The organism is Streptomyces sp. Je 1-369, assembly GCF_026810505.1.
Lineage (GTDB): Bacteria > Actinomycetota > Actinomycetes > Streptomycetales > Streptomycetaceae > Streptomyces.
The window spans coordinates 2,618,331-2,639,333 of record NZ_CP101750.1 but is presented as its reverse complement, the minus strand read 5'-3'; the positions used below and the strand labels follow the sequence as shown (position 1 = coordinate 2,639,333).

Sequence of the window (21,003 nt, the reverse complement as noted above, 5' to 3'; positions counted from 1 at the left end):
GCGGCGGCCGGGCGTGCCGACCGTACCTAAAACGTTTCGCACGACGCGCCGGGTTCCGGGGAGGCTGGGGGCATGACCGTATGGAATGTGATGTACGAGGACTGGCAGCTGGAGTGCTGCGGGGACCGTTTCGCGGTGGGCGACGAGGTGACGTGGCAGCTCCTTGTCGACGCGACGGCGTCCAAGCGTGAGTGGGCGGCCGAACTCGCCGTGATCGAGGGTCCGGTGGAGTCGGCGGGCGGCGGCCCTGTGGTGTCCTCGGGCGGGGTGACGGTGCCGTGGACGGGAACGGGGGCGTGGCCTCCGCGGCTGCACCTGAAGGGCCTGCTGAAGGTGGAGCGGCACGGCGGCAAGTGGCCGCGGACGACGGGGGTGGTGCGCGGCATCCAGGTGGTCAGCCAGGGCTACCGGGAGGAGAACCTGGTCCCGGGGGAGCGGCGGCTCCGCCCGGTGGACAGGTGCCCGAAGCGGTTCGCGCACGTGGGCAGGGCGGCCGCGGGGGAGAAGCTCCGGCGGGAGGAGACGGGGGTGCTGGTGGCGCTGGAGGTCGTCGAGTAGGCCGAGCAGGGGCGTCGCCTCGGCACGGCTTCGCGCCGCGAGGGTATCCCGGGCCCCTGCTCCCGCTGAACGTCGCGGGGGGAACGGGTTGGCGGGTGGGAGTGATCCGCCGCGCAGCGGCGGGCTCGAAATCCCCCGGACCCCGGTCAGGGAGAATGGCCCGGTGCGATACAGCGTGCTGGGGACGACCAAAGCCACCCGCCCCGACGGAACGACCGTTCCCGTCGGCGGCGCCCGCCTGCGCGCCCTCCTCGCCGCACTCGCCCTGCGCCCCGGCACCCTTGTCCCCGCACAGGCCCTCGTCGACGACGTATGGACCGGCGAACCCCCCGCGGACGCGAACGGCGCGCTGCAAGCGCTGGTGGCCCGGCTCCGCAGGGCGCTCGGCGCGGACGCCGTCGCCTCGGCGGACGGCGGCTACCGGCTCCGCGCCCGCCCCGACGACGTGGACGTGTTCCGCTTCGACCGCCTCGTCGGCGACGGCACCCGCGCCCTCGCGGACGGCGACGCGGCGAAGGCCGCCGCGGCCCTGGACGACGCCCTCGACCTGTGGACCGGCGAACCCCTCGCCGACCTCCCCGAACGCACCGCGGACGCCGCCCGCTGGCAGGCCCGCCACATCGACGCCCGCCGCGCGAGGATGGCCGCGGCCCTCGCCCTGGGCGACGGCGAACGCGTCCTGCCCGAGCTCGCCGAGCTCTGCGCCACATACCCCCTGGACGAACCGCTGCAAGCCCTGCGGCTGCGCGCCCTGCGCGACACGGGCCGCGCGGCGGAGGCGCTCTCCGCGTACGAAGGGGTACGGCGCGGCATCGCGGACCGCATCGGAGCCGACCCCGGACCAGAACTCCGCTCTCTGCACCAGGAGTTGCTGCGGGAACCGCCCGCCGCCCCCGCTTCCGCCCGCGACCGCACCCCCGGCAACCTCCGCGCCCGCCTCACCTCCTTCGTCGGACGCGAGGCCGACATCGACGCGCTCCGGCAGGACCTGGCGGACTCGCGGCTCGTGACGCTCCTCGGACCCGGCGGCGCCGGCAAGACGCGGCTCTCCCAGGAGGCCGCCGAAGCCGTCGCGGCAGGCCTCCCGGACGGCGTGTGGCTGGCCGAACTCGCCCCGGTCGAGGACCCCGCCGACGTCCCCGCCGCCGTCCTCACCGCACTCGGCGCCCGCGAGACCGTGCTGCGCGGCGCCGGCGCCGAGGAGATGCGGGCCATGTCGGAGCGGCACGGCAAGGACCCCGTCGCCCGGCTCGTCGAGCACTGCGGCGCGCGCCACATGCTGATCGTCCTCGACAACTGCGAGCATGTCGTCGAGGCCGCCGCCCGCCTCGCCGACGAACTCCTCGCCCGCTGCCCCGGCGTCACGGTCCTCGCCACGAGCCGCGAACCCCTCGGCGTACCCGGCGAGTTGCTGCGGCCCGTGGAACCCCTGCCCGAGCCCGTCGCGCTGCGGCTGTTCGCCGAGCGCGGCGCCGCGGCCCGGCCGGACTTCACCGTCGGGGCGGACCCCGCGGCCGCCGCCGAGATCTGCCGTCGCCTCGACGGCCTGCCGCTCGCCATCGAACTCGCCGCCGCCCGCCTGCGGATGCTCACCCCGCGCCAGATCGCCGACCGCCTCGACGACCGCTTCCGGCTGCTCACCAGCGGCGCCCGCACGGTCCTGCCCCGCCAGCAGACCCTGCGGGCCGTCGTCGACTGGTCCTGGGACCTCCTCGACGAGGCCGAACGGACGGTCCTGCGGCGCCTCTCGGTCTTCGCGGGCGGCTGCGACCTCACCGCGGCGGAAGAGGTGTGCGCGGTCCCCGGCCGTCCCCACGACGTCGCCGACCTGCTCGGCTCCCTCGTCGACAAGTCCCTCGTCGTCGCCGCCCCTTCGCCGCTCTCCGACGGCGGCATGCGCTACCGGCTCCTCGAAACCGTCGCGGAGTACGCGGGCGAGCGGCTCGACGAGACGGGGGGCCGGGCCGCCGCCGCGCGGGCCCACCTGCTGCACTACCGCGAGGTCGCGCGGACCACCGACCCCGAACTGCGCGGCCGCGGGCAGCGCGCCGCCGTGGAGCGTCTCGAGGCCGAGTACGAGAACCTGCGCACCGCCCTGCGTCACGCGGTCGCCGCACGGGACGAGCAGGAGGCCCTCTGCCTCGTCCTGTCCCTCTGCTGGTACTGGCAGATCCGCGGCCTGCGCCTCGAGACCCGCAACTGGTCCCGCGACGTCGCCGCCCTCGGCCCCGACCCGTTCGCCCCGCCCGTCGCCCCCGCGCCCGCGCTCTACGAGTCGTGCACGGACGCGCCCCCGCCGATGCGCCCCGAGGTCCTCGCGGAGGCCCGCCGCGGGGTGCACCTGCTTCTGCTCTCCTGCATGGAGATGGACATGCAGGACTGGCAGTCGCCGGAGGCGGCGACGAAGCTGGAGGGCATCAGGCGCGCGTACCGCCCCGGCCTCCCGCAGACCTGCCGGACACCCGGCAACCTCTGGTTCTTCGCCGTGCTGCTCGGCGGCGGCATGGAAGCGCTCCGGGTCACCCTCGCCGAGACGGTCGCCGCCTGCCGCGCCCTCGGGTACGAGTGGGAGCTGGCCGCCGCCCTCCAGACCCGGGCCAACATCCTCGCCAACCGCACCGACTGGGCCGGCGACGCCATCCGCGACGCGGACGAGGCGCTGCACGGGTTCCGGCGGCTCGGTGACGTCTGGGGCATCGCCGAGGCACTCGCCGCACGGGGCGAATCGCACGAGCGGCGCGGCGAGTACGTGGCGGCCATGGAGGACTACGAGGCCGCGGTCCCGTACGCCGAACAGCTCGGCGCCCAGAGTCAGGTGGCCCTGCTCAAGGCCAGGCTCGGCTCGATCCTGACGGACTCGCTCGAGCGGCGGGACCGCTTCGAGAGGGGGGAGGCGCTGCTGCGGGAAGTCCTCGACAGCCCCGGAGGGCACGGTTCGGGCGATGCGATGCCCGCCGCCCGGCTCTTCCTCGCCCTGGCGCTGGGCCGCAGCGGCCGCCTGGACGAGGCGCGCGAGCAACTGCACCTGTTGCGCCGGGAGTTCAGCGGCGTCGGATACGCGGTCTTCGACAGCTCCGTGCTCGGCATCACGGCCTGGCTCGACGCGCTGGACGGGCGGCACGCCGAGAGCCTCGCGGGAGCGTGCGAGGCCTTCGAGAAGGCCCTCGACCCGCTGTCGCGGATCGTCGCCCCGCAGATGGCCTCCGTCCATCTGTCCGTCGTCGCCATGGCGGCGGCCGCGTACGGCGACGGCGTTCACGCGCACGACGCCGCGCGGCTCCTCGCGCTCGCGGACCGGGAGCTGCCGCCGCGGCACTTCGTGAACACGATGGAGCGGGAGATCCGCGAGGGCGCGGAGCAGCGGTGCCGCGCCGCGCTCGGGGACGGCCCGTACGAAGCGGCGTACGCGAAGGGCGGCGACCTCTCCCTGGAGGAGGCCGCCGCCCTGTGCGCCGTGTGGGCCGAAGCGGCCCTGTGATCCGTGTGGGCCGCGGCGGCCCGTGATCAGTTCTTCGTGCGGAACTTGTGGATCGCGATCGGCGCCATGACCACCGTGAGCGCCACCGACCAGCCCACCGTCACCCACACGTCGTGGGCGACGGGGCCGCCGACCATCAGGCCGCGCGCGGAGTCCGCGAGCGCGGACAGCGGGTTGTAGTCGGTGAAGCCCTGGAGCCAGCCCGGCATCGACTGGGTCGGCGCGAAGATCGACGAGCCGAACTGCAGCGGCATCAGGACCAGGAAGCCCATCGCCTGCACGGACTGGGCGCTCTTCATCGAGACGCCGAGGACCAGGAAGATCCACATGATGGACGTGCCGAACAGGGCGGAGAGCCCGACCGCGGCGAACAGGCCGCCCCAGTTCGTGATGTCGAAGCCCACCAGGACACCGACGATCATCATGATCGTCGTCGCGATGAGCAGCCGCATCAGCTCCACCACGATCTTGGCGAAGAGCACCGAGCCCTGGCCGATCGGCAGGGTACGGAAGCGGTCCATGATGCCGTTCTGGAAGTCCTGGTTGAAGCCGGTCCCGACGGCCATCGCGATGTTCATGCTCATCATCGCCATCATGCCGGGCACCACGTACTGCACGTACTGGTCCTGACCGCCGCCGAGCGCCTGCCCGATGGAGCCGCCGAAGACGTACACGAACAGGAGCGTGAAGACGATCGGCATCAGGACCGCGTCGAACATCGACTCCGGGTCCTGCCGGATCCACAGCAGGTTGCGGCGGACCAGCGCGCCGGTGTGCCGGACGTGGCCGCGCAGGCCGATGTGGGCGTCCGCCTCGCCCTTCTTGAGGGGGGCGGCCGTGAGTGTGGTGGCGCTCATACGGCGACCTCCTCGAGTTCCGTGGGGCGTGCGTCCTGCGGGGCACTGGCCTTCTGGCCGGTGATGGACAGGAACACCTCGTCCAGGCTGGGCAGTTCGGTGGCTATCGAGCCGATGGTGATGCCGCGCGCGGTGACCGCGCCGACGACGGCGGTCAGCTGCTCGTCGCTGAGGATCGGGACGAGGACCGTGCCGGACTCGGCGTCCACCGTCGTGGTGGCGAGGCCGGTCAGGCCCAGGTCGTCGAGGGCGCTCGCGAGCGGGCCGAGCTCCAGCGGGTCGGCCGGGCGGATGCGCAGGGTGCGGCCGCCGACCTTCGCCTTCAGCTCGTCGATGCCGCCGTTGGCGATGACCTTGCCGCGGTCGATGACCGTCAGCTCGGAGGCCAGCTGCTCGGCCTCCTCCATGTACTGCGTGGTGAGCAGCACGGTCACGCCGTCGCCGACCATGCGCTTGACCTCGGCCCACACCTCGTTGCGGGTACGGGGGTCGAGGCCGGTCGTCGGCTCGTCCAGGTAGAGGACGGACGGGCTGCCGATCATCGACGCGGCGAGGTCGAGGCGGCGGCGCATACCGCCGGAGTACGTGCTCGCGGGGCGCTTGGCCGCCTCGGTCAGCGAGAACCGCTCGAGGAGACCGTCGGCACGGGACCTCGCCTCCTTGCGGGACAGGTCGAGCAGCCGCCCGATCATGTACAGGTTCTCGCGGCCGGACAGCTTCTCGTCCACCGCCGCGTACTGCCCGGTGAGGCCGATGACGCGGCGGAGCTGGCGGGGCTGACGCACCACGTCGTACCCGGCGACGAGGGCGGAGCCCGCGTCCGGGGTGATGAGGGTGGACAGGCAGCGCACGAGGGTCGTCTTGCCCGCGCCGTTGGGCCCGAGGACGCCGAGGACGGTGCCCTCGCGCACGTCGAGGTCCACGCCGTCCAGTGCTTTGGTCTCGCCGTAGTGCTTGACCAGTCCCCTTACGGTGACCGCGCTCCCTGCGCCGCCGGGGTTCATGTCGATTCGCTTCATGGCTACAAGATGTCAGAGCCCACCGACAAACCACCGACAGCCGACCGACAGACGCCTGACGCCCCCCCGGCACACGAAAGCGGCAGCCCGCCGACGGGGGAAGTTCGGCGGGCTGCCGTGGTGCCGCGGTGGACTCAGGCGGTCATCAGTGGACCGCGTGCTCGGGTGCCGGGAACGCGCCGCCGACGACGTCCTCGGCGAACGCCTTCGCGGCGCCTGCCATGACGTTGCGCAGCTCCGCGTACTGCTTCACGAAGCGCGGCATCTTCCCGCCGGTCAGGCCCATCATGTCCGTCCAGACCAGGACTTGGGCGTCGCAGTCGGAGCCCGCCCCGATGCCGACGGTCGGGATGTGCAGGGAGCGGGTGACCTCGGCCGCCAGCTCCGCGGGGACGAGCTCCAGGACGACGGCGAACGCGCCCGCGTCCTGCGCCGCCTTGGCGTCGTTGAGGAGCCGGTGGGCGGCCTCGTCGCCGCGGCCCTGCACGCGGTAGCCCATGGTGTTCACGGACTGCGGGGTCAGGCCGAGGTGGGACATGACGGGGATGCCGGACTGCGCCAGCAACTCGGTCTGGGCCAGGGAGCGTTCGCCGCCCTCCAGCTTCACCGCACCGACGCCCGCCTCCTTCACCAGGCGGGTCGCCGACCGGAGCGCCTGGACAGGGCCCTCCTGGTACGAGCCGAACGGCAGGTCGCCGACGATCAGGGCGCGGCTCGTGCCCCGTACGACCGCCGCGGACAGCATGGTCATCTCGTCGAGGGTGACGGGCACGGTCGTCTCGTACCCGAGGTGGCAGTTGCCCGCCGAGTCGCCGACGAGCATGACGGGGATGCCCGCCTCGTCGAAGACGGACGCGGTCATCGCGTCGTAGGCGGTCAGCATGGGCCACTTCTCGCCGCGCTCCTTGGCGGCGGTGATGTCGCGCACAGTGATGCGCCGGGTGCCCTTGCCGCCGTACAGCGCTTTGCTGCTGTCGGGGCTCTGCGGGGCGTCGGCGCTCTTCTGGGCAGCCGAAAGCTGCGTCATCGCAACGGCTCCTTCTGTCATCTCGAGGCGCCCTGACGGCGTCCCCGGATCCCCTCCATGGTGGCACCACGTGCCGCTCCGCGGCTAGGGCCTGTGTCGGAAGTCCCGCCTGCCCCGCGACGTCCGGCACGCGCCCTCGCGGCGTTGTCGGGACACCCCGATACAACCAGTATCGGGGCGACCCTCCGCCTTGCGATCGCACGCACCGGACGCCGCGGGGCCCGCCCTCCGGGCGGACGACGGGACCTCCGACACAGGCCCTAGTGCGGTGCCCTGTGACGCCGATCGGGTAAAGCGCGGCTCTACCGTTCGGCAAGGATGTCCCATACTTTCGATACGAGACGGTCCCGTATCGAAATTGTTCTACGCTGGTCGCATGTCCTCCCCTGCCATGCCCACCCCGCCCCGCATACCGGAAGCCGTCCACCGGCGCCGGTGGGTGATCCTCGGGGTGCTGATGCTCAGCCTGCTCATCGTCGTACTCGACAACTCGATCCTGAACGTCGCCATCAAGACGATCTCCACCCCCGAACCGACCGGCCTCGGCGCCACCCAGAGCGAGCTCGAATGGGCGATCAACGCCTACACGCTCGTCTTCGCGGGCCTCCTCTTCACCGCGGGCCTGCTCGGCGACCGGCTCGGCCGCAAGAAGGTCCTCCTCGGCGGCCTCGTCGTCTTCGGCATCGGCTCGGCGCTCGCCGCCATGTCCGGCTCACCGCTCCAGCTCATCGCCTTCCGGGCCGTCATGGGCCTCGGCGCCGCCTTCGTGATGCCCGCCACCCTCGCCGTCCTCATGAACGTCTTCGAACGCGACGAACAGCCCAAGGCCATCGGCATCTGGGCCGGCGGCGTCGGCCTCGCCATCGCCATCGGACCCATCACCGGCGGCGTACTGCTCGACCACTTCTGGTGGGGCTCGGTCTTCCTCATCAACGTACCGATCGTGATCGTCGCCCTGGCACTGATGGTCTGGCTCGTGCCCGACTCCCGCGACCCCGCGCCCGGCCGCATCGACCTCTTCGGCGTCGCGCTCTCCGTCGTCGGCCTGGTGCTCCTCGTCTACGGCATCATCAAGGGCGGCCAGCTCGCCGACTTCACCGACCCGGCCGTCCTCGGCACGGTCCTCGCGGGCGTCGCCGTACTGATCGCGTTCGTGCTGTACGAGAAGCGCAGCGACCACCCCTCCGTCGACATCACGTACTTCAAGAACCGGGTGTTCTCCGCGGCGATCTGCGCCATAGCGCTCGTCTTCTTCGCGCTGATGGGCGTCACCTTCTTCTCGGTCTTCTACACGCAGAGCGTGCGGGGCTACTCGCCGCTCCAGACCGGACTGCTGATGCTGCCGCTCGCCGTGGCGCAGCTGATCTTCGCGCCGCGCGCCCGCCTCGTCGTCGACCGCTTCGGCGTACGGGCCGTGTGCACGGGCGGACTGCTCCTCCTGACGGCGACCCTGGCGGCCTTCACCCTCCTCGACGCCGACACGCCGATCTGGCTCCTGGAAGTCGTCTTCTTCCTGATGGGGACCGGCATGGCGCACGTCATGACGCCCACCAGCGTCGTCATCATGCAGGCCCTGCCGCGCGAGAAGGCCGGCTCCGCGTCCGCGCTCAGCAACACGTTCCGGCAGGTCGGCGGCGCCCTCGGCATCGCGGTCCTCGGCTCGGTGCTGTCCACGGCCTACCGCAACGGAGTCGAGGACGAGCTGACCGTGCTGCCCGAAGGGGTGCGGCACACCGCGGGCGAGTCCATCGAGGCGACCCTCGGCGTCGCCGCGAAGCTCGGCCCCAAGGGCGAGCCGCTGGTCTCCGCGGCCAACGACTCCTTCCTGCACGCCATGCACGTCACGGCGGTGTGCGGCGCGGGCGTCGCCGTGCTCGGCGCGCTGGTCGTCTTCCTCTTCCTGCCGGGACGTACGCCGCCTGAGGCGGGCCCGGTGGAGGAGACGGGTGAGCCGGTGGGGGCGGACAGGCTCTGAGGGAGAATCGGCCTGGCGGTCGTCGGGCAGCGAAGGAGGGACGACGTGGTCCACAAGGGCGCGAGTGTCACGGACGGCGGTGACGTCATCGACGGCGGTGACGTCGCGGACGACGGTGGCCCCATAGGTGCGGGCGGGCCGCCCCTGCCCAGGAGCGGCCGTGGACGGCCCAGGAGCGAGGCCGTCGAGCAGGCGATCATCGAGGGCGTCGTACGGCTCCTGGAGGACGGCGTCTCCCTCACCGAGCTCTCCATCGAGCGGATCGCCCGCACGGCCGGCGTCGGCAAGGCCACCATCTACCGGCGCTGGGACGGCAAGGAAGCCCTCTTCGTCGACGTCCTGCGCGCCTTCGAGGAGCCCGACCTGGAACGGCCGGGCACCTCGATGCGCGACGACCTCGTCTGCGTCCTGGAGAGCCTGCGCCGCCGCGGCCTGACCATGCGCTCCTCGGCCCTGCTGCACAACGTCTTCGCCCAGATGAAGACCCTGCCCAAGCTCGCCGAGGCGTACCAGGAGACGGTCGTCGCGCCCCGCCGCCGCATCATCATCGACGTGCTGCGCCGGGGCGTCGCCGACGGCGAACTGCGTGCGGACATCGACCTGGAGATGGCCAACGACCTCTTCGTGGGACCCATGCTGCTGCGCACGATCCTGCGGCCCGGCGCGCCGCTCGACGACCGGCTCGCCGAGCGGATCGTCGACACGGTGATCGAGGGGCTGCGGCCCCCGCCACGCTGACTCGTGGTTATGCGCATTTCGTCACAGAGGCAGCTCTCCGCCGCTGATCAGGAACCCCTCGCGGCGCACTGTTCGTCCTGGAGCCTGTACGGCCGTCGTGGACGGCAGGGACGACACCGGATCATCGCCTAGGGTTTCCTGGGCGGGACAGACGGTGTGCACGGCAGCAGTGAGGCGACGAGAGCATGGCGCAGGCGTACAAGACGGAGACGGGCAGCGGCGGCTCGGGCCCCGAGCGTCCGGGGTCCCGGTTCCGACGCCTGCTCGACGGCTGGCGGGGCGATCCGGACATCTGGCGGCGCGGCCTCGTGACGGCGGGCATCGCCGTCTTCCTCGCGCTGGTGATGCTGTTCCACGCGCAGATCCCCAACAACGTGGGCAACCTCGGCTCCCTGACGGAGACCTTCCTGCCCTGGCTCGGCCTCTTCGTCCCGGTGCTGCTGGTCATCGCGGTGGTCCGCAAGTCCGCCACTGCGCTGATCGCGCTGCTGCTCCCGGTGATCATCTGGGTCGACTCGTTCGGCGGCCTGATCACCGGCAAGTCGGGCACGGGCGGTGACCTGACCGTCGCCACGCACAACGTGAACGCGGACAACCCCGACCCGACCGGCACCGCCAAGGACGTCGCCGCGTCCGGCGCGGACGTGGTCGCCCTGGAGGAGCTCACCCCGTCCGCCGTGCCCGTGTACGAGAAGGCGCTGGCAGGCACGTACAAGTACCACGCGGTCAAGGGCACGGTCGGCCTCTGGAGCAAGTACCCGCTGTCCGACACCCGGCCCGTCGACATCAAGCTGGGCTGGGTCCGCGCGATGCGTACGACGGTGACGACGCCGAAGGGCGAGGTCGCCGTCCATGTCGCGCACCTGCCGTCGGTGCGCGTGAAGCTCGACGCGGGCTTCACCGCCAACCAGCGCGACAACAGCGCCGACGCCCTCGGCGAGGCCATCGCCGACGAGAAGATCGGCAAGGTCATCCTGCTCGGCGACCTCAACGGCACGATGAACGACCGCGCGCTGAACGCGGTCACCTCGCAGCTGCGGTCCACGCAGGGCGCGGCGGGCGACGGCTTCGGCTTCAGCTGGCCCGCGTCGTTCCCGATGGCACGCATCGACCAGATCATGGTCAAGGGCGTCGAGCCGGTCTCCTCCTGGACGCTGCCGGAGACGGGCAGCGACCACCTGCCGATCGCGGCACGGGTCGACCTCTCGTCGTGACGCGGTAGGGCACGGGGCGGAATACGTGGCGGGCGCGGCTTTGTTCCGCAAGTAAACTTACGGGTTCTCCGTAAGCCCCCCACTCCCCACATTCCCCCCACTGCCCCCGCATCCGTGGAAGGTACTTCTTCATGCCCCTGGCCCTGCTCGCCCTCGCCGTGGGCGCCTTCGGCATCGGCACGACCGAGTTCGTGATGATGGGCCTGCTGCCCAACGTCGCCGACGACCTGGACATATCCATCCCTGTCGCCGGACACCTCGTCTCCGCGTACGCGCTCGGCGTCGTCATCGGCGCCCCGCTGCTCGCCGCCTTCACCGCCAAGCTCCCGCGCCGCCGCGTCCTGATCGGCCTCATGGTGCTGTTCGTGGTCGGCAACGCCCTGTCGGCGGCCGCCCCCGACTACCACCTGCTCATGGCCGCCCGCTTCCTCAGCGGACTGCCGCACGGCGCGTTCTTCGGCGTCGGCGCGGTCGTCGCCACCGGGCTCGTCGCCCCCGAGCGCAAGGCCCGCTCGGTCTCCCTGATGTTCCTCGGCCTGACCGTCGCCAACATCGTGGGCGTGCCGGTCGCCACGGCCATGGGCCAGCAGCTCGGCTGGCGCGCCACGTTCCTCGCGGTCAGCGCCATCGGGCTCGCGGCCATCGCCGCGCTTGCCCTCCTGGTCCCCGCCGACCACGGCCATGGTGACGCGGCAGGACTGCGCGGCGAGCTCCGCGCGCTGCGCAGCGTCCCGGTCTGGCTGGCGCTCGGCACGACCGTCGCGGGCTTCGGTGCGCTGTTCTCCGCGTACAGCTACATCACGCCGATGCTGACCGACACGGCCGGCTACGCCGAGTCCAGCGTCACCCTCCTCCTCGCCCTGTTCGGCGTGGGCGCGACGGCGGGCAACCTCCTGGGCGGCCGCCTCGCCGACCACTCCCTGCGCGGCACGCTCCTCGGCGGGCTCGTCTCGCTCGCCGTGGTCCTGGCCTTCTTCCCGCTGCTCATGACCGCGGCGTGGAGTGCGGCGGTCGGCGTCGCACTGCTCGGCATGGCGGCCTTCACGACGGGCTCGCCGCTGCAGCTCATGGTCATGGAGAAGGCGGCGGCCGCACCGTCCCTGGCCTCCTCCGCCAACCAGGGCGCGTTCAATCTCGCCAACGCGGGCGGCGCCTGGATCGGCGGTCTCGCCCTCGCGGCGGGCTTCGGTACGACGTCCCCGGCGGTGACCGGCGCGGTCCTCGCGGTGCTCGGCCTCGCGGTGGCGGGCCTGGCGTACGTGGTGGACCTGCGGCGCGGTCCCGTGCCGGGTACGGAGCGGGTGGTGGCGTCCTCGTCGCCCGAACAGCGCGAGACGGTCCACCACTGACCTGTCACCCATGACCTGTCGCCCACCCGCGGTCCTGAAAGCGGGTGGGCGGGTGGTCGGCCTCAGCCGGCGGCGGACTCCCGCCAGCGGTTGGTGATGGGCAGTCGGCGGTCCTTGCCGAAGCCCTTCGCGGAGATCTTCGTCCCCGGCGGGTACTGCCGCCGCTTGTACTCCGCGGTGTCCACCATCCGCAGCGTCTTCGTGACCAGCTCACGGTCGTAGCCCGCGGCCACGATCGTGTCGGCGCCCTGGTCCCGGTCGACGTAGAGCTCCAGGATCGCGTCGAGGACCGGGTAGTCGGGGAGCGAGTCCGTGTCGACCTGGTCCGGGCGCAGCTCCGCGCTCGGCGGCTTGCTGATGGAGTTCTCCGGGATCGGCGGCGTCTGCCCGCGTTCCTCGGCCGCGCGGTTGCGCCACTCGGCGAGCCGGAAGATCGCCGTCTTGTAGACGTCCTTGATGGGGCCGTACGCGCCGACGGAGTCGCCGTAGAGCGTCGAGTAGCCGACCGCGAGCTCGGACTTGTTGCCCGGCGCGAGCACGATGTGCCCCTCCTGGTTGGAGAGCGCCATCAGCATCGTGCCGCGCAGCCGCGACTGGAGGTTCTCCTCGGCGAGACCGGTGAGCCCGAGCGAACCCATGTACGCGTCGAACATCGGCGCGATCGGCACGGTACGGAAGTTCAGGCCGGTGCGCCGCGCCAGCTCCTCCGCGTCGCCGATGGAGTGGTCCGAGGAGTAGCGGGACGGCATGGCGACGCCGTACACGTTCTGCGCGCCGAGCGCGTCGCAGGCGATGGCGGCGGTGAGCGCGGAGTCGATGCCGCCCGACAGCCCGATCAGAACGCTGCTGAAACCGTTCTTCGCGGCGTACGCGCGCAGGCCGACGACCAGCGCCGAGTACACCTCCTCGTCGTCGTCGAGCCGCTCGGCGTACCCGCCGGTGAGCTCGCCCTCGTACGTGGGAAGCGGCTCCTCCGACAGCGTCACGTGCTCGATGCGCAGCCCGTCGTCGACGACGCCGGACGGCGGCACGGGCGCGGCGGCCGGGAGCTCCAGATCGAGCACGATGCAGCCCTCGGCGAACTGCGGGGCCCGCGCGATGACTTCGCCGTCCTTGTCGACGACGATCGAGTCACCGTCGAAGACCAGCTCGTCCTGCCCGCCGATCATCGCGAGGTAGGCGGTGGTGCAGCCGGCTTCCTGCGCCCGCTTGCGCACGAGTTCGAGCCGCTCGTCGTCCTTGTTCTGCTCGTACGGCGACGCGTTGATGGAGAGCAGCAGCCCCGCCCCCGCGCTCCGGGTCGCCGGTACGCGGCCGCCGTCCTGCCAGAGGTCCTCGCAGATGGCGAGCGCGACGTCGACGCCGTGCACGCGCACGACCGGCAGCGTCTCGCCGGGCACGAAGTAGCGGAACTCGTCGAAGACGCCGTAGTTGGGCAGGTGGTGCTTGGAGTAGGTCAGGACGGCCTCGCCGCGGTACAGCACGGCGCCCGCGTTGCGCGGGGCCCCCGCGGGCTGGCCGAACTTCGGCTTGGCCTCCTCGGTGCGGTCGAGATAGCCGACGACGACCGGCAGCTCCCCGAACCCCTCGTCCCGCAGCCGCACGGCGAGCGCGCGCAGCGCGTCCCGGGAGGCCTGGACGAAGGACGAACGCAGAGCGAGGTCCTCGACGGGATATCCGGTCAGTACCATCTCGGGGAACGCGACGAGATGCGCCCCCTGCTCGGCGGAGTGCCGGGTCCAGTGGACGACCGCCTCGGCGTTCCCGGCGAGATCGCCGACGGTCGAGTCGATCTGATTCAGAGCGAGGCGTAGTTGAGGCACGGATTCAGTGTAATCGTCAGACCGACGCGATGGCTTGTCGGGCGGGTCCCGTGCCGTCAAGGCGTGGTCCCGGACCAGGTGGCGCTCTTGTAGTGGAGGAAGCCGGGCTCGACCTGCACGTCCAGGGTGCGCGAGGCGTCGCCGGGAAGGCTGACGGCGTACGTGGCGACGGCCTGCTTGCCGGACTCCAGATGCCCGGCGAGCTCCCTCGGCAGGTCACCGTCGTAGACCTGATCCGCCTCGGCGCCGTCGGCGTCCTTGAAGGTGACGGTGGTCAGATCCAGGTCGACGGACTCGTCCGAGCCGTTGACGACGGTGATCTTGACGGTCAGCGCCTTGTTGCCCTCCGCATGACCCAGCGCGTAGGTGCCCGGCTGGTAGGAGGCGGGGCGGGACACGGTCACCTTCACGCCGTCGTCGTACGTGAACGCCTCCCCGAACCGCAGCGCGTCGGAGCGGGACACCTTCCCCGCCGACGACTCCTGCTTGCCGCCCGTGCCGTGCAGCTCGTCCACGGTGTCGTTGACGACCGTGACCGTGATGACGAGCCCGACCACCGCGAGGATCGCGGCGACCCCGCCGAGCGAGGTGCCCCAGATCGCCACGCCCTTGTTGTCGGCCTGGCCCCTGCGGGCGCGCCCGATGCCGACGCAGCCGAAGACCAGCGCCAGGACGGCGAGGATCCCCGAGGCCCAGAACAACAGCGGGACCAGCCCGCACAGCACGCCGATGATGCCGAGTACCAGGGACGCGACACCGAGGCCGTTGCGGAGCGGCTGCGCCGGTGGTGGTGGTGAGGGCGGGGGTGGCCCTTGCCCCCATCCGGGTGGTGGGGGAGGGGTGTCGGGGCTGGTCATGGGAGGGCCCCTTCGGGAAGGGGCAGGTCAGGTGACGGCCTGCGGGTGTTTACGTCGCGTTTATGTCGCTATTGTCCCTCTTCCCGCCGGGAGTGCCCACTTTTACGGGGAGCGCGGGCGGCGCCTCCGGGCGGGTGTCCACGAGGCGATGCCCGGGGTGTCACATCGACGTCGGGTCGGCGAACGGCCCCCGCCGGGTGTGCGGCGACTCGCGGCCCCGCGTCACTCCGACGATCATGTGCGCATGACGAACACGGACGAACCGGTGCAAACCCGGGCTGGAAGCCTGCCCGAGCCGGACCCCGCCATTCCGCGGCAGTTCATCTCCTGGGTGACGCTCGCCCTGATGACCACCGCGTCCGTCGCCAGCCTGCGTCCGTCCCCGGCGATGGCCATCTACGGGCTCGCCGCCGTCTTCCTCTACCTCCTGCCCGCCGTGGTCTTCCTGCTCCCCACCGCCCTCGTCGGCGCCGAGCTCGCCTCCGGGTGGTCCGGCGGCATCTACCGGTGGGTGAGCGAGGCGCTGGGCAAGCCGTTGGGGTTCGTCGCCGTGTGGTGCCAGTTCGCCATGACCATCGCGTACTACCCGAGCCTGCTCGCCTACGTGGCCTCGACGTTCGCGTACGTCATCCATCCCAGCCTCGCCGAAAACGGCCCCTACGTAGCGCTCGTCATCGTCGTCATCTACTGGACGGGCGTCTGGGTCACCTGCCGGGGCACCAAGACGGTCGCCGGGCTCTCCTCCCTGGGGCTGATCATCGGCACCCTCATCCCCGGCGTCGTCCTTGTCGTCCTCGGCATCATCTTCCTGGGGGAGGGCAACGCGTCCGCCGCGCCCATGAGCCCCGACCACTGGCTGCCCCCATGGACGGGCCTCGCCAGCCTGGTCCTCATCGTCAATAACTTCCTCTCCTACGCGGGCATGGAGATGAACGGCGTCCACGTCTCGTCGCTGCGTCATCCCCGCGCCGAGTACCCGCGCTCGATCTTCCTCGCCACCGGCCTCGTCCTGCTGATCTTCATCCTTCCGGCCCTGGCCATCAGCTGGGTCATGCCGTCGGAGGAGCTCAGCCTCACGGCCGGTCTCATGCAGGCCTTCCAGGCGTTCTTCGACCACTTCCACGTCGGCTGGCTGACGAAGGTCGTCGGGATCATGCTCGTCATGGCGGCGCTCGGCGGCATGCTCACGTGGCTCGCCGGGCCCGCGAAGGGGCTGGTCGCGCTCTCCCGGCAGGAGGGCTACCTGCCGCCGGTCCTGCAGAAGTTCAACAAGGCGGGCGTCCCGCGCAACATCATGGTCGCGCAGGGCGTCGTCACCACGCTGATCGGCGTCCTCTACGCCTTCAGTGACGACGTCTCCAGCGCGTACTGGATGTTCTCCGTCATCACCGTGCAGATCTACCTCATCGCGTACCTGCTGATGTTCGTGGCCGTCGTACGGCTGCGCGCGTCGCAGCCCGAGGTGCCGCGCGGCTTCGTGGTCCCCGCGGTGAAGGTCGTCGCGGCCGTCGGATTCGTCGCGTCGCTCGCCGCGCTCGCCATCGGCTTCGTACCGCCCGACCAGTTCGGCAAGGGCCCGCTGTGGCGCTATCTGCTGATCGTCGGCGGCGGTCTGCTCGTACTCGGCGTCCTGGCGCCCGCAGCCTTCCTCAAGTACCGCAAACCCGGCTGGATCCACCCCGACCACAGGGCGACACATGAGCCGAGATAGCGCCTGTACGCCGATGCCGTCTCCCGCGACGGCAACCACCCCCATGGCGAAACACCTGCCGCGCGCCGGACAGCGGCCGCGGGCCGGGCAGCGGCCCACCCTGACCTCGCGCTCCACCGCCACACGCGTCCTCGCGGGCCTCCTGATGGCAGGCGCCCTCGCCTACAGCACCTGGTCGGTCGAGGTGTTCCTGCCGACCGGGCTCTCGCCCCGCACGGCGTACGTCAGTGAACTCGCAGCCGAGGACCAGCCGTACGGGACGTTCTTCCGCACGGTCGACCTCCTCGCGGGGCTCCTCGTCCTCGCGGGCGCGGTGTGGGCGCCGGTGGCCCGCGGCACGCGGGGAGCGGGGCTTTCCGCGGTCGGCTGGGCGGGGCTCGCGCTGTTCGGCGCGGCCACCGTCGCCGACTCACGGCTGCCGCTGAGCTGCGCGGCGACCGCCGACCCCGACTGCCTCGCGCGGGAGCAGGCGGGCGGCGTGCCCTGGACGCACTCCGCCCACGCGGTCAGCAGCGGCCTCGCCGTCACCGGGGCGCTGGTCGGGATGGTGCTGCTCACCGCGGTCGCGCGACGCCGTGCCGGGGCGTGGCCCGCCCTCGCACGCACAGGACCTGTCCTCGTCGTCCTCGAACTGGCCGCCACCTGCTGGGTCCTGGCGTCCATCGCCGCGTTCGAGGCGGGGCGGGGGACGTGGGGCCTCGGGATCGGGCAGCGGCTGCAGGTGCTGGTGATCGCGGTGTGGCTCGTCGTCCTCGCGTGGTCGGCGGCCACGGAGGCGCGGCGGGAGTGAGTAGTGGGGATGCTCGTACGGGTCGGGGGAGTGCCGCACCACGTCGCGGTGACGGGCAGCGGGCCGGTGTGCGTGCTCGGCGCCGGGCTCGGGCTCGGCTGGTTCGACTGGGACCCGGTGGTGCCGCTGCTGGCCCCGCATCGGACCGTGGTCCGCTTCGACCGGCCCGGCCTCGGACTCAGCGGCCACGCGCGCGTGGCGCCCACCCTGCGGGGCGAGGCGGAGCGGATACGTCGAGTCCTGGACGCGGTGGGGCTCGGCGGGGAGCGTGTGACGGTGGTCGGGCACTCGCTCGCCGGATTCCACGCGGAGGCGTTCGCGCGGCTGTACCCGGAGCGCACGGAAGGGCTCGTCCTCGTCGACTCCAGCGTCGAGGAACGGCCGCGCACGCTCCTGCCGCGCGGGGTGCGGGTGGCGGCCACACGCGCGTGCGGCGCGCTGCTGTGCGCGACGGGGCTGCCGCGGGCGGTGGGGCCGACCCTGCGGCGGCTGGCGGCGCCGACGCCGTGGGCGTGGCTCTACGGAGGCAGCAGGGTGTGGCGGGCGGCGCTCATGGAGTACGTGACGTACGGCGACGCGGCCCGCGAACTCGCCGCGCTCCGGCGCCGTCTGCCGCTCCCGCGGGGAGTCCCGGTGACAGTGCTCGCCGCATGCGAGGGCGGCTCGCGCCGCCGCTGGCTCGACCACCAGCGGAAACTGGCCCACGCCCTTGACGCGTCCTTCCACGTGACGACACCGTCGGGCCACCTGGTGATGCGCGACCGCCCCGCGGACGTGGCGCGAGCGGTGCTCACCGCAGGACCTACGCCCCAGCCCCCCGAACCCGCCGCACACTGTCCCGGATGACGATGTGCGTGCCCAGGACATGGCGCTCCTGGCCCGCCCGCGGGGAGCCGGAGAGCGCCCGGCGTACGGCCGTGCGGCCCATCTCCTCGGCGGGGATGTGGACCGTCGTCAGGCCGGGCGTGATGTCACCGGCCACCGGGTCGTCGTTGTAGCCGACCACCGACATGTCCTCCGGGACCCGCAGCCCGTACTCCCGCAGCGCGATGATCGCCGCCGCGGCCGCCCGGTCGTCACCCGCGAAGACCGCCGTGAAGTCCGGCTTGCCGTCCGGCCCGCCGTCAGCCTTCTGGAGGAGGTCGCGCATCGCCCGGTAGCCGTGGTTCTGCCCGAAGCCCGTCCCATGGAGGACCGCGTCGCGGCGCGGCACCCCGTGGTCGTCCAGCGCACGGAGGTACCCGGCGAGGCGGTCCTCGCCGGTCGTGTTGCCCGGCTCGTAGCCGAGCAGGGCGATCCGCCGGTGCCCGGCGCCCAGCAGGTGGCTGGTCACCGCGTGGGCGCCCGCCTCGTTGTCGTACTCCACGACCAGCGCGGGCACGTCGGGCGTCGGCGCCGGGCGTCCGCACAGCACGAGGCGGGAGCCCGCCGCCGCGAGCGCCTCGGCGTAGCGCGCCATCCGCTGCCGGTACTCGTCGTCCTGCACGACACCGCCCACCAGCATCACCGCCTCCGCGGCCTGCTCGCGCATCATCTGGACCAGGGCCAGCTCACGGGCCGGATCGCTGCCCGTGGACGCGACCAGGGTGAGCCGGCCGTGCTGGGCGGCCTCCATCTCGACGCCCTGCGCGACCTGCGCGTAGAACGCGCCCACCACGTCGAACATGAGGACCGCGATCGTCTTGCGGCCGACGCCCGCCAACGCCCGCGCGTGCGCGTTGGCGACGTAGTCCAGGTCCTTGACCGCCCGCAGCACCTTGGCGCGCGACGCCGTGGACGTCGGGTAGTTGCCCGCGAGGACCCGCGAGACGGTCGCTACCGAGACGCCCGCGCGCGCGGCCACCTCGCGGATGGTGACCCGCTCACCCACTGTGTCTCCCTCTCCTGCCCATCGGCCGACCGTATCCCGTCCCCGTACCCCTGGGTCAGTGCGCGGCCTCGTACTCCTGGAGGAACTCCTCCGCGGCCCGCTTGCCGCCCTGGGACTGCCACTTCCGGTGGATGCCGTCCCAGTCGGAGAGCTTCTTGCGGCCGGAGACGATGGCCGTCACGCCGTCCTCGATGATCTGCTGCATCGTGGCGCCCTGCCGGTTGAACGTCTCCGACATGAGCCCCCAGTGGTCGTCCGGCACGAGGAGCGGGACGACCTTCTCCTCCCAGGCGTGCAGCCGCTTCGTGAGGTCGGGGAAGCCGGGGAAGTACAGCGGCTGCGGGGCGTCCATCAGGTAGGGGAAGGGCAGGTTGGTCTTGGAGTCGATAAGGCCGGTCTCCGTGGCGACCGGATCGCCGTCCTTGTCGTACGTGAAGTGGGCGCCCTCCACTCCGTAGTGCATCAGCTCGTACTCCTTCGTACCGAACGGCGAGGCGAGCCAGTTCAGTACACGGAGCATCAGCTCGACACGCTCCTTGGACGCCTTCTTGACGACGGTGTAGCCGAAACAGCCGCGGTTCTGCTGGTAGACGGGCGTCACGCCGTCGACCTTGTACGGCTCCGCCACGTCGAGGGTGAACTCGTCCTTGATGCCCTGGGCGTTGGCGATGACCGCGCCCCAGCCGTCCGTCATCGAGCGGACGGTCCCGTTGTAGAACTGGGTCTTCAGGTCGACCTGGGAGATCGACGTGGCGTCCGGGTTGTACGCACCGGCCTCGCGCAGCTTCGCCATGTGCTCCAGCGCCGCCTTGAACGCGTCCGTCCCGTACATGTCGGTGGCCTTGCCGCCCTTGATCTGCCACTGGTTCGGCGCGCCGTGCCACATCGCGTGGTACTGGTACCCGAAGAAGCTCACCGTGGAGGCGCCGAGGGCGGACTTCTTGCCCTGGGAGGCCTCCGCGGCCATCGCGCGGAAGTCGGGCGCGGACATGCCCGGCCGGTACCCGGCCGCGTCGAACGCCTCCCGGTTGACGAACATCGCGCCCTGCACCTTGGCCCGCTCGATCGGCAGCCCGTAGATGCGCCCCGCGATACGTCCCATGCCTTCCCAGGCGTACGTGGGGATGTTGGCGAGGTTGGGGTAGTCCTTGACGGCGTCGCCGGACAGGTGGTCGCTGAGGTCCGCGCACCGGGACTTCACGAACTGCGACTCGCGCGGCAGTACGTACCCACCACCGAAGTTGATCATGTCGGGCAGGTCGTCGCCCGACATGAGCGTGGACATCTTGGCGCGGAAGTCCGCGTCGGGCACGACGGTGAACTCGACCTCGACACCCAGCGCCTCGTTGACGGCCTGCCAGTACTCGTTCCTGCCGACCGGCTTCGGCGGGGTGCCGTACGTGATCGTCATGACCCTGATCCTCTGCTTGCCGGTGCCCGGCTTCTCGGCCGTCGCACGGACCAGCTTCTCCGGGTACTTCGTGTACCCGGGCTGCACGCCCTCCGCGGTCGGCGCGAGGTCGGGGGTGGGGCCCTTCGCCGGGGTGTACGTCGGCCAGGGCGCCGCCTTCTTGCCGGCGTTGGAGACGTTGCCGCCGCCGCTCGACCCGGTGGAGCAGGCGGTGAGGACGGTGGGGGCGGCCAGGGCGGCGCCGCCGACGGCTATGGAACGGAGCAGCGTGCGGCGCGACATCGAGGAACCGGACACGTGAAGGAGCCCTTCTGTACGACGAGGTG

At 71.9% G+C, this 21,003-nt stretch carries 16 protein-coding genes; 9 read left to right on the top strand and 7 right to left on the bottom strand.

All coding sequences use genetic code 11. The features are described from left to right. Positions 1-72 precede the first annotated feature (72 nt). Both NOO62_RS12045 and NOO62_RS12040 read left to right on the top strand, forming a co-directional pair. Positions 73-558 carry a DUF6578 domain-containing protein gene (locus NOO62_RS12045; RefSeq protein WP_268770882.1) on the top strand — a complete coding sequence of 162 codons (486 nt, stop codon included), beginning with the start codon at positions 73-75 and terminating at the stop codon, positions 556-558. 163 nt (positions 559-721) lie between these two features. After that, positions 722-4,036, top strand: coding sequence for an AfsR/SARP family transcriptional regulator (locus NOO62_RS12040; protein WP_268770881.1), 3,315 nt, complete (start codon positions 722-724; stop codon positions 4,034-4,036). Positions 4,037-4,062: 26 nt separating this feature from the next. Here the strand turns inward: NOO62_RS12040 and NOO62_RS12035 are convergent, their stop codons facing one another. The 3 genes from NOO62_RS12035 to panB all read right to left on the bottom strand — a co-directional run bounded on the left by NOO62_RS12035 (position 4,063) and on the right by panB (position 6,939). Then, complete coding sequence (locus tag NOO62_RS12035; RefSeq protein ID WP_268770880.1) at positions 4,063-4,893, bottom strand: ABC transporter permease; 831 nt, start codon at positions 4,891-4,893, stop codon at positions 4,063-4,065. Continuing rightward, entirely contained in the window at positions 4,890-5,912 is a 1,023-nt protein-coding gene (locus NOO62_RS12030; RefSeq protein ID WP_268770878.1) for an ATP-binding cassette domain-containing protein, read from the bottom strand. The genes NOO62_RS12035 and NOO62_RS12030 overlap by 4 nt, the downstream gene beginning before the upstream one ends. Positions 5,913-6,057: 145 nt before the next feature. After that, positions 6,058-6,939 carry a 3-methyl-2-oxobutanoate hydroxymethyltransferase gene (gene panB, locus NOO62_RS12025; RefSeq protein ID WP_268770877.1) on the bottom strand — a complete coding sequence of 294 codons (882 nt, stop codon included), beginning with the start codon at positions 6,937-6,939 and terminating at the stop codon, positions 6,058-6,060. A 376-nt stretch (positions 6,940-7,315) separates the two neighbouring features. On the opposite strand from panB, the gene NOO62_RS12020 reads away from it, so the two are divergent. The 4 genes from NOO62_RS12020 to NOO62_RS12005 all read left to right on the top strand — a co-directional run bounded on the left by NOO62_RS12020 (position 7,316) and on the right by NOO62_RS12005 (position 12,215). After that, a complete protein-coding gene (locus NOO62_RS12020; protein WP_268770876.1) occupies positions 7,316-8,914 on the top strand; it encodes an MFS transporter in 1,599 nt (532 codons plus the stop codon). A gap of 123 nt (positions 8,915-9,037) precedes the next feature. Continuing rightward, positions 9,038-9,652 carry a TetR/AcrR family transcriptional regulator gene (locus tag NOO62_RS12015; protein ID WP_268775584.1) on the top strand — a complete coding sequence of 205 codons (615 nt, stop codon included), beginning with the start codon at positions 9,038-9,040 and terminating at the stop codon, positions 9,650-9,652. Positions 9,653-9,837: 185 nt separating this feature from the next. Further along, the gene (locus NOO62_RS12010; protein WP_268770875.1) at positions 9,838-10,866 is read left to right on the top strand and encodes an endonuclease/exonuclease/phosphatase family protein; all 1,029 of its coding nucleotides are present in this window, start codon (positions 9,838-9,840) and stop codon (positions 10,864-10,866) included. A gap of 131 nt (positions 10,867-10,997) precedes the next feature. Next, positions 10,998-12,215 carry an MFS transporter gene (locus NOO62_RS12005; RefSeq protein ID WP_268770874.1) on the top strand — a complete coding sequence of 406 codons (1,218 nt, stop codon included), beginning with the start codon at positions 10,998-11,000 and terminating at the stop codon, positions 12,213-12,215. Positions 12,216-12,277: 62 nt separating this feature from the next. Here the strand turns inward: NOO62_RS12005 and NOO62_RS12000 are convergent, their stop codons facing one another. After that, positions 12,278-14,038 (bottom strand): NAD+ synthase, encoded by a 1,761-nt coding sequence (locus NOO62_RS12000; protein WP_268770873.1) that lies wholly within the window; start codon positions 14,036-14,038, stop codon positions 12,278-12,280. A gap of 56 nt (positions 14,039-14,094) precedes the next feature. Continuing rightward, positions 14,095-14,895 (bottom strand): DUF4190 domain-containing protein, encoded by an 801-nt coding sequence (locus NOO62_RS11995; protein ID WP_268770872.1) that lies wholly within the window; start codon positions 14,893-14,895, stop codon positions 14,095-14,097. 244 nt (positions 14,896-15,139) lie between these two features. On the opposite strand from NOO62_RS11995, the gene NOO62_RS11990 reads away from it, so the two are divergent. From NOO62_RS11990 to NOO62_RS11980, 3 genes are all read left to right on the top strand, one after another. Further along, positions 15,140-16,606 carry an APC family permease gene (locus NOO62_RS11990; RefSeq protein ID WP_268770871.1) on the top strand — a complete coding sequence of 489 codons (1,467 nt, stop codon included), beginning with the start codon at positions 15,140-15,142 and terminating at the stop codon, positions 16,604-16,606. A gap of 145 nt (positions 16,607-16,751) precedes the next feature. Then, positions 16,752-17,396 carry a DUF998 domain-containing protein gene (locus tag NOO62_RS11985; protein WP_268775583.1) on the top strand — a complete coding sequence of 215 codons (645 nt, stop codon included), beginning with the start codon at positions 16,752-16,754 and terminating at the stop codon, positions 17,394-17,396. Between the two features lie 9 nt (positions 17,397-17,405). Beyond that, entirely contained in the window at positions 17,406-18,242 is an 837-nt protein-coding gene (locus tag NOO62_RS11980) for an alpha/beta fold hydrolase (RefSeq protein WP_268775582.1), read from the top strand. Here NOO62_RS11980 and NOO62_RS11975 read toward each other — a convergent pair. Next, positions 18,199-19,266 (bottom strand): LacI family DNA-binding transcriptional regulator, encoded by a 1,068-nt coding sequence (locus NOO62_RS11975; protein ID WP_268770870.1) that lies wholly within the window; start codon positions 19,264-19,266, stop codon positions 18,199-18,201. The two genes, NOO62_RS11980 and NOO62_RS11975, sit on opposite strands and share 44 nt — an antisense overlap. A gap of 55 nt (positions 19,267-19,321) precedes the next feature. Beyond that, positions 19,322-20,974, bottom strand: a complete 1,653-nt coding sequence (locus NOO62_RS11970) for an extracellular solute-binding protein (protein WP_321170568.1) — start codon at positions 20,972-20,974, stop codon at positions 19,322-19,324. Positions 20,975-21,003: the final 29 nt, after the last annotated feature.